The 14,225-nt window shown below is 40.7% G+C and carries 7 protein-coding genes; all 7 read left to right on the top strand.

Annotated elements, in window-relative coordinates; translation table 11 throughout:
• Positions 1-2,079: a RagB/SusD family nutrient uptake outer membrane protein gene (locus tag NQ505_RS06415; protein WP_009001095.1), complete on the top strand. Its 2,079-nt coding sequence runs from the start codon at positions 1-3 to the stop codon at positions 2,077-2,079.
• Between the two features lie 24 nt (positions 2,080-2,103).
• On the top strand, positions 2,104-3,171 hold the full coding sequence (locus NQ505_RS06420) for a DUF4973 domain-containing protein (RefSeq protein ID WP_032854020.1): 1,068 nt from the start codon (positions 2,104-2,106) through the stop codon (positions 3,169-3,171).
• 151 nt (positions 3,172-3,322) lie between these two features.
• Positions 3,323-5,200, top strand: coding sequence for a hypothetical protein (locus NQ505_RS06425; protein WP_009001093.1), 1,878 nt, complete (start codon positions 3,323-3,325; stop codon positions 5,198-5,200).
• A 51-nt stretch (positions 5,201-5,251) separates the two neighbouring features.
• Positions 5,252-6,979: an endonuclease/exonuclease/phosphatase family protein gene (locus NQ505_RS06430; RefSeq protein ID WP_009001092.1), complete on the top strand. Its 1,728-nt coding sequence runs from the start codon at positions 5,252-5,254 to the stop codon at positions 6,977-6,979.
• Between the two features lie 331 nt (positions 6,980-7,310).
• Positions 7,311-10,022: a glycoside hydrolase family 2 protein gene (locus tag NQ505_RS06435; protein ID WP_009001090.1), complete on the top strand. Its 2,712-nt coding sequence runs from the start codon at positions 7,311-7,313 to the stop codon at positions 10,020-10,022.
• A 103-nt stretch (positions 10,023-10,125) separates the two neighbouring features.
• Positions 10,126-11,271, top strand: coding sequence for a glycoside hydrolase family 130 protein (locus tag NQ505_RS06440; protein WP_009001089.1), 1,146 nt, complete (start codon positions 10,126-10,128; stop codon positions 11,269-11,271).
• 14 nt (positions 11,272-11,285) lie between these two features.
• Complete coding sequence (locus NQ505_RS06445; protein ID WP_009001088.1) at positions 11,286-14,216, top strand: glycoside hydrolase family 2 protein; 2,931 nt, start codon at positions 11,286-11,288, stop codon at positions 14,214-14,216.
• Positions 14,217-14,225 lie beyond the last annotated feature (9 nt).

A 14,225-nucleotide genomic window follows, 5' to 3' on the forward strand; every position in this document is an offset into this window, starting at 1 on the left:
ATGAAGAAACTTATAATAAATTTAGGTTTTGTATTAGGAGTGAGTACCATGGTTGTCGGATGCACCGATTATTTGGACTCAGACTACCTTTTTGAGGAACGTGTTAACATTGAGAATGTGTTTCAGAGTAAGGACTATACCAATGAATGGTTGGCAAAGGGATATGCTTATATGAATCACGATTATCTGCAACAAGTGAACAGCAAAAAGAACACTACTTTCAACTTTGCAGACGATATGTACTACATAGATTTGAATTATGTAGACTGGAAGGGTGGAAATTATACGGAAAAGGGATTAGGTAGTGGAAACAGTTTGTATATATGGCAGGCCGCCTATCAAGCGATTCGTCATGTCTCCATTTTCATTCATAACGTGGATGGTAATAAAGAGCTTACTGAAGCTGAGATTACGGATATGAAAGGACAGGCCCATTTCTTGCGTGCATATTTCTATTGGATGCTGATTCGTTCATTCGGTCCGGTGCCCATTGTCCCGGATGAAGGAGTCGATTATACGAAGGAGTATGATGATATCGCTTATCCTCGAAATACGTATGATGAATGTGCGGATTACATTGCCGAGGAATTGGTGAAAGCGGCTACGATGTTGGATGATACACGAGACGTACAGAATATTGTTCGTCCCACACGTGGTGCGGCATTGGCACTTCGTTCACGTGTGCTTTTATATGCGGCAAGTCCTTTGTATAACGGACAAGCACCGGCAGAGGTGATTGACGCATTGGTTGATAAGGGCGGGCGCAAGTTGCTGTCTGATACATATGACAACCGGAAGTGGGCAAGAGCTGCTGCTGCTGCTAAGGATGTAATGAATTTGAAACAGTATCAATTGTATGTAGCGTATAAAAGAGAAAGTGATGATATGGCCTATCCGACAACTATTACTCCGCCGGACGACAACGGGACTTTCCATTCGCAAGATTGGCCCTATGGCTGGAAGAATATTGATCCGTTTGAATCATACCGTTCTTTGTTTGATGGAGAAGTGGGTGCATACAATAATGACGAAATTATATTTACCAGAGGTGTCAATCAGGGTGGTGAGAATATCAGAGTAATGGTTATCCATCAGTTACCTCGTTCACAAGGTGGTGGGTATAACTGCCATGGTATGACACAGAAGCAATGTGATGCTTATTATATGAAAGATGGTAGTGATTGTCCAGGTATGAACTCAATGTATAAAGGTATGGACGGATATACCGACCCGAGCCGTTACAATGAACAACCACGTGTTTCAGGGGTGGTTGGAACGTCCGAATTGTCTAAACATCCTGAATTAGGTCCAAAGGGAATAGGCGTTTCCAAGCAGTATGCGGATCGTGAACCTCGTTTCTATGCATCAGTAGCTTACAATGGTAGTGTATGGCATATGTTGAATGCAAGTGCAGAGGATAAAGAAGAAACGAATGTTCCCATTTTCTACTACAGAGATGCTCAAGATGGTTACAAAGCAGGTACTAACTATTTGAGTACTGGCATTGGTATTAAGAAGTTTGTACATCCGAAGGATTTAGCTGATTCTGAGAAATCGTATGATGTGAGTCGTGTAGTGCAAAAGTATGCTCCGGACATTCGATATGCGGAAATCCTGTTGAATTATGCGGAAGCATTGAACGAAGTTGAAGGCTCTTATGAAATTCCTTCTTGGAATGGTGAGACTATGTATACTGTCACACGTTCGGCAACAGCTTTGAAGGAGGGTATTCAACCTATTCGCATTCGTGCCGGATTGCCAGACTATGAGGTGTACGATGATGTAAAGAAGTTCCGTATTAAAGTAAAACGTGAACGTCAGATTGAGCTGTTTGCAGAGGGGCATCGTTTCTTTGATATTCGTCGTTGGTGTGATGCTCCCATTGAAGAGGCTCTTCCCATTTATGGTTGTAACATCTATTTGACTTCGGAAAATCCGGATAGTTTTCATACACCGATAGAGGTCACTTCGTTGCCTACCATGTTTACTACGAAAATGTGGTTTTGGCCGATCCATCACAATATAATGAAACGAAATATGTGGATGATTCAGAATCCGGGCTGGAAAGATCCGGAATAAACCTACTAAATTTGGATAGAAAAGATGAATAATATATGTAAATTATTGATTGGCATGATGGCGGCAGTATGTTGCACTTCATGTAACAATGAGTGGGAAGATGAGCAATTCAAACAGTTGGCATCTTTCAAGGCGGAGATTAACAATGAAGGAGTAACTTCTACTTATGTACGTTACAAACCAGGAGGAGTGGTGACGTATCAGCTTCCGGTTTTGTTGAGTGGTTCTACAATGAACACACAGGCAAGAACTATCCATGTGGCACTTGACAAAGATACGTTAGATGTGTTGAATTATGAACGTTTCGGTGAACGTCGTCGGGAGCTCTTTTACCATTTGTTGGACAAACAATACTATTCCATACCGGAAACAGTAGAAATGTCTGCGGGTGAATCGGAAGCGCTGTTACCTATCGATTTCACACTGGGAGGACAGAACAATGCCAAACCGCTGGATATGTCTGATAAATATATTTTACCGTTGACTATTCAGAGCGATCCGTCTTACAATTATCAGGTGAACGACCGTTTACACTATCGGAAAGCATTGTTGAATATTATCCCATTCAATGATTATTCAGGTTCGTATGATGGCAGTTTGTTGAAGATATTCTTGGAGAATCAGAAGGATAACTTCATGTTAGCTACTCATAAAGCTTATGTGTATAACGAAAAAACCATTATGTTTTATATGGGGGTTCGTGATGTGAATTACTTAGATCGTAAGAACTATAAGCTGTATGTGGAGTTTACGGATGAACCGCTTAATGAAGGAAGTGAGTTGAAGAAGAAACTAAGATTGTGGACCGATAACGGGGGTGAGGATGGCAATAACTTTAAAGTTGTGTTACTGGGCGAAGGAGACGATGACAGATTTAAGGAAGCTCCTTATTATACGATTGTCGAAGAGAACGATCCTGTGAAGCCTTATTTGAAGCATATTTATATCACTTTGTCTATGGGATACTCATTTGAGGACTATACGCTTAGCCCGGGTAACCGTATGAAGTATAGAGTAGAAGGTACATTAAGTATGCAACGTGACTTGAATACGTTGATTCCGGACGAAGACCAACAAATCGAATGGAATTGATGGGTTGTTGATTGATGAATATAATATTGAGAGGCAGTGTTCAAAATTGGGATTGGGTACAGCCTCTCAAGTTTTTTAGAACTATCAAAACGATTTATTAATGGTTTAGACAGCTCTTTTGGGATAAGGAGCGTAATTAATTTGTTTACATATGAAAAACTACAAAATTCTAAAGAATATTTATATATGTCTGGCTTTGTTGTCAACCGTTTTATTAGTTGGTTGCTCGAAAAGTGATGAAAATCCAACTCCTGATGATCCCCAGCCTTCTGGCAAAGGTAAAATAACATTTAACTTGCATACTCCGGGTGCATTCCTTACCAAGGCAGTAGGTGTTGGTAACGAAAATGGAGGCACTAATGACAAAATAACCTTTTATCAATTTAGCAAAGAAGGTAAGTATGAACGAAGATATGTCTTAGATTATGCGGCTGCTTCTGTAGGTGCAAACGGTGATACAAGGTCATATACTGTAGAATTAGCTTCTTCGACTGGAGGAGAAAAGAGATTCATCATTGTGGAGAGTGAGAATGAGAGCAACTTCCCTAATTTGGGTGTAACAAATACAATCGATGAATTGCTAAATAGTAAGACTGTTGCAGAGAGTGGTAAGTTGAATCCTCCATTTGTTATGTCTAATGTCAAAACAGATGGTAAGGAGTACGTAACAGTTGCCAATGTAGAATCTTCTGACAATCAGGTTGATGTAAAACTTAAAAGACGTGTAGCCAGATTTGATTTGCTGAATGATCCGGCAGAATCGGGATTAGTGATTGATAAGGTATATATTAAGAATAGATACACTCAAGGATTCATCGGTGACGTAAGTGGTAATGCAGGCAATATATCTTCTGATGTTCTGGAAATACCGGCAGCTGATTTAGCTAATGATGGGAAAAGTTTCTATCTTTATCCGACTCAGTTGACTTCAACTCTTGAGCAGAATGAAAAAACAGTTGTATGGGCTACCACTAAACTTGCCAATACCAATACGGAAGGTCCGACTCTTTATCTGAATCTTACTGCTGATATCAATGTGGAGGCCAACTATCTCTATCAGCTTAATACGAAAAAGATAGCCGGTTCTACAGGCTTTGATATCTCAGTAGAAGAATGGAAAGATGGTACTTCAATTGATTGGGTAACGATTGAAGACGGAATCTCTGTAATGGATAACAAAGCTACTATCATTGCTGGTACAGATATTAAAGGGACTTATGTAAAGATTGCAGCTGATGCTGCAATGCCATATACTATAAAACGTGTTGTTACGGATTATAGTTCAGCAGCATTGGACGTTGCGTATGATGGAAGTTTACCGGCATGGCTTACCATTTCTTCATCTACTAAGGATGCAGGTAGTGGTCTTTATCGTCATGAGATTATTTACACGGTGACTGCACATCCTGCGAAGACAAGTCAGTTTGCTATCACACATCTTAACGGAGCCGTTTCAGATGAGAACTTGTTGGTAATCGGGTTTGCCAATCCGTATCCGGGCACTCCGCTGCCTTGTTTGTCAAGAGGGGAGAAACTTTATTCACCGGTACATTGTCGTCAGTCTACGTATCTTGTGCATAATACTGTGGATAAGGCATATTTCTGTGGAATTGAGGGATTTACGTTTAATACTCCAATGAAAGGTAAAACGGGTAATGAAGGGGCGAAGAATCTTTGTCCCGAGGGCTGGACAGCATTGAACAATGTAGAGGCCAAAGAGTATATTTTGTGGGTAGGAGAGCATCTCAAGTCACAAGTAATGGAGTCTGTATATACTTACTGTTGGTCCGAGGCAGACGATGAGGCTACCGATTTGCGTATATTGGCAGGATACCCATACAATAAAGCTACTCCCAATGTGAAAGATTTAGCTTGTTATGGCACTTGGCCAAGCGTGGCTTGGTTGAATATCAATGAGAAAGATCTCTCTATAAAAGACAAAACATTCTATGATTATAATAATTGGGATGTGAAGAAGGATTACGGAATTCCCTACAGATGTATCCGTGATAAAGCCGGTTGGGAATAATTATATGGATTCTCGAAAGGATATATATTCAATGATTAAATTTGTAAGACAATGCTAAAGAATACTTTATTTGTGATTCTTCTAATGATTTCCAGCCTATTCACGGCTTGTGCTGAAGGATATGTAAGTGATGTGCAGAAGGGGGATGACACAAAAGAAATACGTTTCAGTCTGAATATGGAGGGAGGGCTAACGATGTCCTCCACCAGGGCTTCTGTGTCTTTGGACGGAATGAAATGGAAGATATTCTGTTTTGACGATCAATATAATTATCTGTTTGACAAAACAGGAAGTATAGGGGATGTAGCAAATGAAATAAAGGTTTCTGTAACTAAAGGCGTCGTTTATCGATTCCTGTTTTTGTGCACCACAGCCGATAAATTTCCAGAGTTGACATCAGGTAAGACTTATTGGGATTTAGAAGCGTATGCTCCTCAATTGCCGTTAGCTGATCCGATGGCGATGCTTGTCAGTAGAGGTAATGAAAAAGATGGTACAATTCGTGTAGCTGCTGCGTCTGCATCGGTGCAGGTTACTCTTGCTCCGCGTGCATCTAAGATCGTTTTGCAAAAGGATCCGCAAACGGCTTCGAATATTACGGTGAACTCCGTGATTTTTGCGGATGCCGCTTCTTCTGTTCCTTATACTCATATCGAACCTCAACATTACAGTGAATATGAGAATCTTCCGGTAGCAACCCGAAAGACCTATCAGTGTGTGCCCCAAGAGGATGTATGCTATATGCTTCCGGATATGTGTGCCGGAACCTTTGGAGTGAATGCTACGCTGCATATCACTCATCCGATTTCTGGAGAACAGGACGTACGGGTAACGGTACCAGTGGGGCTTGCGCTGAATGTAGGCAGTGGAAAGACTTACTATATTGAAATGTCTACTGACGCAAACGGAAAAGTTGCTGCTACCTGGGCAACACGTGTAGCACCCAAAACGTTGAAACTTGCTACACAAAACTTATGGGGTAAATCGACTTCCGTTGTGTTGGATTACTTCAATAGAATTGATGTGGATGTGCTTTGTGCGCAGGAATGTAGTGGGCTCTCCGAATCTGATATACAGGCTCAGGGGCTTTACGTGCATACTCACTCCAACAATGGACAAGGAAAATGTAGCATTATATCGCGCTATCCTTTCTCGGGGATTACACCAAACAAGTATGGTGCTTATATCGACTTGGGTGAAGGCATTGTTGTACTGGTGATGAACTGTCACGGTGCTTACTTCCCTTACGGCCCTTATCAGTTGAATGGTATCGAGTATAAAGATTTTCCTGCTACGGACGATGTCGATTATGTAGTAAAAGTCAATAAAGAAGCTCGTCAGGGCATGGTGGATAAACTGCTGGAGGATTTTAATTCGTCTACCACTCCTTTTGTTTGTCTTTCGGGGGACTTCAACGAACCGTCATGGCTTGATTGGACGGAAGGTGCCTTGTCAGCAGGCCTTGCTCCTTACGTTGTTCAGTGGCCTACCACCCGTTCTTTGTGGGAAGGTGGTATAAAAGGTGATGCCTACCGGACGATACATCCGGATCCAGTGACGCATCCGGGATTCACGTGGACACCGCGTCCGAGCAAGAAGGACACCAAAGACCGATTGGATTTGACTCTTTATACTTTGTCTCCCAACACCGAGGTGAAAAGTTGTCAGGTGATAGGAGAGAACACAGAAACGTCGGATATCGTTCTTCCTAATTGGGGACCGTTTGAAAATGTATTCGATCACCGAGGATTACGGACAGAATTTGTCTTTACGAAATGACGGAACGGTGTACCGGAATTAGTGAGTCTCCAGACTGTTAATTATTGAGGTCTCGGGTATTAATACCTGTCGTGTAAGGTATTAATATCCGATAATTCAGCTATTAATAGCTAACATGCCAACTATTTGTAATGGATAAACCAATGATTAACCAATGTCTTTTTGTCTGTTGCTAGATAACCTTCAAATAAGCAATATATGGCAGTTTGGGACTCAAATTTCATTTATTGACTTGTTTTTAGCATACCAGACAGGTAGAAAACACTATTTTTGTCCTCATCCGTTTTAGACTTTTAAGATTATATAAACCAATAAATTGTAACGTACGAATATGCACAACATTGCTAAAACCTTTTTCCCGATTTTATTATTACTTTTTGCTGCAGTAGTGACAGCACAGAATGAGAAGAACAATGTCGGAAATGCGCAACGCATCTGGCTTGATTCTGAAATTGGTCATCAGGGCGACTACCAGTGGAAAATGATAAAAGCTGGAGATGCAACAGATCCCGGAGAAAAGATTTCGTTATCCAATTATGCAACTACAAATTGGATGCCGGCCATCGTTCCCGGAACAGTTTTGAATTCTTTGGTGTATAACCAAAAATATCCGGAGCCTTATTATGGAATCAATAATAAGATTGAATCTAAATTGATACCGGATATTTCTGAAACCGGACGTGACTTTTATACCTACTGGTTTCGGACAGATTTTACAGTTCCTCAATCATTCAAGGGAAAAACTGTCTGGTTACAGTTGGATGGTATCAACTACCGGGCAGAAGTATGGGTGAATGGCAACCTGTTAAGCACAATGAACGGTATGTTTATTCAGGATTACATTGATGTTACGGATTTTGTGAAAGTCGGGGAGAAAAACGGACTGGCTATCAAGGTCTATCCGGTAGATGTTCCCGGAAGTGCGAAGCCGAAATCCTGGGGAGCAGCCGGGGAATTCCATAACGGTGGAAACGGTAACATTGGTTTGAATACTACTATGTTGATGACGGTAGGTTGGGACTTTACCTTTATGGACGGTATCCGTGACCGTAATACAGGTATATGGAAAAATATTTCCCTCTATGCTACAGGCAGAGTAGCATTACGCCATCCTTTCGTTAAATCTGAATTGCGAAAACCCGATTATGACCAGGCTCGTGAGACTGTATCGGTTGAAATTATCAATCCATCGACCAGTAACCGGGTAATCAGTTGCAAAGTGAAGGGTGAAATTGAGGGTGAAAATATCACTTTCGAAAAGACCTTCCGACTGATGCGTGGAGAAGAAAAAACGGCAACCTTCTCTCCCGAAGAGTTCCCGCAACTGATTATTAACTCTCCGAAACTTTGGTGGCCTGTCAATAAAGGACCACAAAACTTATATGACTTGAAGCTGACAGTGTCAGTTGATGGTAAAGAATGTGATTCTGTAAAAACAAGATTCGGTATTCGTGAAATAGTCTCGGATAGAAAAACTCCGGATAAATCACGTGTCTTTTATGTGAACGGCAAACGATTATTTATTCGTGGTACCAATTGGATACCGGAAGCAATGTTGAGAACTTCAGATGAACGTACTTATGCTGAATTGCGCTACTCCCGTCAGTCAGGTGTCAACCTTTTAAGAATGTGGGGAGGCGGAATTGCAGAATCTGATTATTTCTTCCAGTTGTGTGATGAATTGGGATTGTTGGTATGGCAAGAGTTTTGGATGACCGGTGATACTCGTCATCCACATGACAAGGCTCTCTATATGAGCAATGTAGAATCTACAGTCAAGCGCATTCGCAATCATCCTTCTTTGGCTTATTACGTTGCTTCCAATGAAAGTACGGAAGTAACGGGTACTCCTGAATTACTGAATAAACTGGATGGTACACGTGGCTTCCAGATGCAGTCCGAATGTGAAGGAGTACATGATGGTAGTCCTTACAAACAGGTAAATCCGATGCAGCATTATGAAAATACGGCCTCTCCCAGAGGAAGCCGTGTAGACGGATTTAATCCGGAATACGGTGCACCTACTCTTCCGACTGTGGAAATCCTTCGGGAAATGATGGATGAAAAAGATCTTTGGCCTATCAATAAAGAAGTATGGGATTATCTGGATGGAAATGGTTTCCATCTGATGAGTACTATGTATACAGACTTGGTGAATAACTACGGAAAATCATCATCCATCGATGAGTTTGCACAGAAAGGGCAATTGTTGGGAGCTATTAATTCGAAGAGTATCTGGGAAGTATGGAACTACAATAAGCTGGATTATGGTGATCGTTTTTGTTCCGGTCTCCTGTTCTGGTATCATAACTGCTCTATGCCTCAAGTGGCTTCCCGTATGTGGGACTGGTCTTTGGAACCGACAGCATCCCTTTATCATACTGCCAACTCTTTAGAGCCATTGCATGCGCAGTTTGACTATTTGAAAAATACAGTGTCTGTAGTGAATGATTATTATCGTGAATTTAAGGATTATAAAGTGATAGCACAGGTTTACGATATTAACAGCAAAAAAGTCTTTGAGGAATCAGCAGTGGTTAATCTACCCTCGGATGGAGTGGTAAACGATGCGTTAACTATTCGTTTCCCGGAAAATATATCTCAAGTTCACTTTATTAAATTGATTCTGAAAGATGAAAAGGGAAAAGATGTTTCTTCCAATTTCTATTGGCGTTCTAATGACAAATATGAAGGAAGCAAAACTTTGACCGGTCCGGCTGCTTCAGGTTTTGAAGATTTGAGTAAACTGAAACAGGCAAAGGTGAAACTTACCTATAAAGTAAGAGAAGACGATAACAATTACTTTGTAGATATTACTTTGAGAAATACCTCCGGGCAGATTGCATTCTTTAATCAGTTGCAATTCCTGAATTCAAAAATGAGTCCGATACGTCCGTCATTCTATACAGACAATTTCTTCTCCCTGATGCCGGGTGAAAAGAAAACGGTAACCATTGAAACCGCAAAAGGAAAGTTGAAAGATGGAGTTGTATTGGCACTGAAAGGCTGGAATATAAATAAGCAGGAATATAAATTGAAGTAGAAAAGTAAGAATATGAATTGATTCTGCTTTCTTTGTTTCAGTAGATTGTAGAATCAATCATTGATATTATAGAGAAATCATTTAATCATTAAAAAGAAGTGAGATGAAACTTAAGTTTATCATAGGTGTAGTCGGTATATTATCAGCATGTGGGTTTACTAATGCACCTTCTTTAGATACTACTCAGGAAGAACAGGATAATAATTGGGTGATTGGCCCATTCCATCGTCCGGAAGGAGTTAATCCTGTCATATCACCGCAGCCGACAGAATTTTATTGTCCTATGCGGAAACAGCAAGTGAAGTGGGAAGAAAGTGATACTTTTAATCCGGCTGCTACTACAAAAGACGGAAAAATTGTTGTACTTTACCGTGCAGAAGATAATTCGGCCCAAGGCATAGGTAAAAGAACCTCACGTGTTGGTTATGCTGAAAGTAAGGATGGGATTGAGATGAAAAGGATGGGCAGCCCTGTTCTTTTTCCTGCCGAAGATAATTTTAAAGATCAAGATTGGCCGGGGGGCTGCGAAGATCCCCGTGTGGCTATGACTGAAGACGGATTGTATGTGATGCTTTATACGGCATGGAATCGAAAAAAAGCGCGTCTTGCTGTAGCTACTTCCCGAGATCTGAAGAATTGGACAAAGCATGGGCTTGCTTTTGATAAGGCATATAACGGTCGATTTAATGATCTTTTCTGTAAGTCAGGTTCTATTCTAACAAGATTGAAAGGAAATCAATTGGTCATTGATAAAGTTGACGGTAAGTATTTGATGTATTGGGGAGAGTATGCGGTATATGCTGCTACTTCTGATAACTTGATTGATTGGTATCCGGTTTTGGATGAGAAGAATGAGCTAATGAAAATTATACAACCTCGTAAAGGGCATTTTGATAGTTTGCTGACAGAATGTGGTCCTCCGGCTGTTCGTACCAAACATGGTATTGTTCTTATGTATAATGGTAAGAATAGTGGTAAAACTGGAGATGCTGACTATCCAGCCAATGCTTATTGTGCCGGACAGCTGTTACTGGATGGTGACGATCCTTATAAAGTATTGGATCGTTTGGATAAGCCCTTCTTTGCTCCTGAAGCTTCTTTTGAGAAGAGCGGACAGTACAAAGATGGAACAGTATTTATTGAGGGACTTGCATATCACAAAAGGAAATTATACCTCTATTATGGTTGTGCTGATTCTCGGGTAGCAGTCGCTGTGTGTGATGATGTAAAGAAGCTGAAGATAAAATAGTAGATTATAAAACAATGAGAATAAAGCTGAATACATATATTGCTTGTATTGCTATTTTTCTGTGTTCTTCTATAGAATGCATTTATTCGCAAAAATTGAAATGGAATTTTGGTTTATCACGTAAGCAAAGTTCCGAAGTGATACCTCATTCAAAATACTCGTTTCAGACAGCTAAACTTAAAGAGAAGGTTATAGAACCCGGAGAATTGAGTCCGCTTTCCGATTGGGAGTATCAACTATCCAAAGGATGGGAAATGATAGAAGGATATAAAGCTAGAGCTGCCGAAAAATCAGTAGTTGCGCAAGATTTAGATACAAGCGAATGGTATTCGGCAACAGTTCCAGGTACAGTATTAACTACATTGGTGGATCAGGGTGTATACCCTGATCCTTATTGGGGACTTAATAATTTATTGATTCCCGATACGCTTTGCCGGATGGACTGGTGGTATCGCAATTCTTTTAGTATTCCTCGTAATAAGAAGGGAGAGAAAGTGAAGTTGATTCTGAATGGAATCAATTATAAAGCGGAGATCTGGTTCAATAGGCAGTTATTAGGAACGATGACCGGTGCTTTTGAAAGAGGTATTTTTGATATAACTCCTTGGGTGGATTATGATAAAAAGAATCTGTTGGCCATTCGTATTCTTCCGCCTAACAATCCCGGTATTCCTCACGAGGCAAATAAGAAAGAAGGAATTGGTCCCAATGGTGGAGCATTGTGCCTGGATGGTCCTACTTTTATCTCTTCAGAAGGCTGGGATTGGATTCCCGGCATACGCGACCGAAACATGGGTATTTGGCAGGATGTCAGAATCAAATTCGGAAATGAATTGGAAATTGTTGATACACATGTGATTACGGATTTGCCTTTGCCTGACACTACTTCTGTCAATTTTATCGTTCAGACGGAGATTTATAATTCTTCTAAAACGACTCGTACTGCTAATTTGCATTTTAATATTGGCGGAGTGTCAGCTGTTTATCCGGTTTCTTTGAATGCAAATGAAAAGAGGATGATTAAGCTGACTTCTAATGAGTGTAAAGAACTGCAAATGAAGAATCCACGTCTCTGGTGGCCGAATGGGTATGGAGAACAGTATTTATATGATGCATCTTTAAGTCTGATTTCATCAGGTAAGGACACGCTTGACGTAAAGAAGATGCGTATCGGTATCCGTGAGTTGGAGTATGAATTGTCTGCATATGAGGATAACTCTCCTATAGTGCGTTTGAACTATAATCCGACTGCTGCTTTGCAAGATGGAAAACCCGCTTTTGATACTGTGAAACGTAAGAAAACAGATAATAAAGTTCGCTATACGAATTACGATGGAGAGTTTGTCCCCTATTTATTAAAACCAGTATCTTCACAAGGAATAGAGTTGATAAAAGATTCACTGATGAAAGAATATATGGTTATAAAGGTGAACGGACAACGGATTTTTTGTAAAGGAGGTAACTGGGGAATGGATGATGGTATGAAGAGAGTTTCCCGGGAACGACTGGAACCTGCCTTGAAGTTGCATAAGAATATGAATTATAACATGATTCGTAACTGGACAGGTGAGAGTACGGAAGAAGTGTTCTATGAGCTTTGTGATGAGTACGGAATGTTAGTGATGAATGATTTTTGGCTTTCGACAGATGGGTTTAACCTCAATCCGCTGGATAACTGCCTGTTCGTTAGAAATGTGACCGAAACAGTACGTCGTTTCCGCAATCATCCCTCTATTGCTTTATGGTGTGCACGTAATGAAGGATTTGCAACCAATGAACTTGAGTACATGTTGGCCGCCACTTTAGCTAAAGAGGACGGCAGCAGGCATTATACAGGAAATTCCCGTTCATTGAATAGTTCAGGAAGCGGACCTTGGCGTTATCAGTTTGATGCAGGCTGGTACTATCGTTCTTTGGCCGGAGGATTCCGATCCGAAGTGGGTACTCCTTCTCTGCCTACGGCTGAAACTGTTCGTGAGTTTATGGCGGAAGAGGATACATGGCCCATTAGTGATGTTTGGTATTATCACGACTGGCATAATCATAGATATGGTAGTAAGACTTTTAGTGAGCTTTATAAGGAAGGGATGGATCGTAAACTGGGACCTTCTGATAACTTGGATGATTTCTGTCGGAAAGCACAATTGATTAATTACGAAAGCCATCGGGCTATTTTTGAAGCATGGAATAGCAAGATGTGGAATGATGCTTCTGGAGTTCTGTTGTGGATGAGTCATCCCGCATGGCCTAGTATGGTTTGGCAGAACTACAGTTCGAATGGGGAAACAGCTGGTGCTTATTATGGCACGCAAAAAGCATGTCGTCCTCTTCATATTCAGATGAGTCTTAATAGTCAGCACAAAGTGGATATTATTAATACTACACTGAAAGAATATCGAAATTTGAAGGTAGGAGTTACTGTTTATGATAAAGTAGGCAAAAAAATACGTTCTTCACAACATAAGGTCGGACAAGTGGCAGCCAATGTGCTGACTTCTGTAACACAGTTGGAAGATATAAAAGGACTTCCTGATTTCTACTGGGTAAAGTTGGTGTTGACAACTAATAGCGGAAAGTTGCTGGATGATAATGTTTATTGGCTCAATCAGAAAGAATGGGACGGAAAGGTCTTGGCTAATTTGCCGGTTTCTTCGGTGAATGTTTCGGTGAAGAACTTCACGAAAAAGGCTAATCATTATGAAGGTAGGCTTATTGTGAAAAATCCGGGACAATACCTGGCCGCTGCAATAGCATTGACATTAAGGGATGCAAAAACAGATGCGGCTGTTCGTCCAGCTTATTTTGATGACGGATATTTTTATTTGATGCCCGGCGAATCTAAAGAAATCCGTTTTCAGGTAGACTGTAAAGAAGGGGTGGATAAGTTGCTTTTGCGGGTGGATGGATATAATGTTGAATCGAAAGATATATTGTTGAATAAATAAAGATTAGGT

Origin of the sequence: Bacteroides sp. D2 (assembly GCF_025147085.1) — a bacterium.
In the GTDB taxonomy this organism is placed as follows: domain Bacteria; phylum Bacteroidota; class Bacteroidia; order Bacteroidales; family Bacteroidaceae; genus Bacteroides.

What these genes read in the sequence shown, in the direction of transcription:
- NQ505_RS06415 (WP_009001095.1), top strand. Translation starts at nt 1, where the DNA reads ATGAAGAAACTTATAATAAATTTAGGTTTTGTATTAGGAGTGAGTACC.
- NQ505_RS06440 (WP_009001089.1), top strand. Translation starts at nt 10,126, where the DNA reads ATGAAACTTAAGTTTATCATAGGTGTAGTCGGTATATTATCAGCATGT.
- NQ505_RS06425 (WP_009001093.1), top strand. Translation starts at nt 3,323, where the DNA reads ATGAAAAACTACAAAATTCTAAAGAATATTTATATATGTCTGGCTTTG.
- NQ505_RS06430 (WP_009001092.1), top strand. Translation starts at nt 5,252, where the DNA reads ATGCTAAAGAATACTTTATTTGTGATTCTTCTAATGATTTCCAGCCTA.
- NQ505_RS06445 (WP_009001088.1), top strand. Translation starts at nt 11,286, where the DNA reads ATGAGAATAAAGCTGAATACATATATTGCTTGTATTGCTATTTTTCTG.
- NQ505_RS06420 (WP_032854020.1), top strand. Translation starts at nt 2,104, where the DNA reads ATGAATAATATATGTAAATTATTGATTGGCATGATGGCGGCAGTATGT.
- NQ505_RS06435 (WP_009001090.1), top strand. Translation starts at nt 7,311, where the DNA reads ATGCACAACATTGCTAAAACCTTTTTCCCGATTTTATTATTACTTTTT.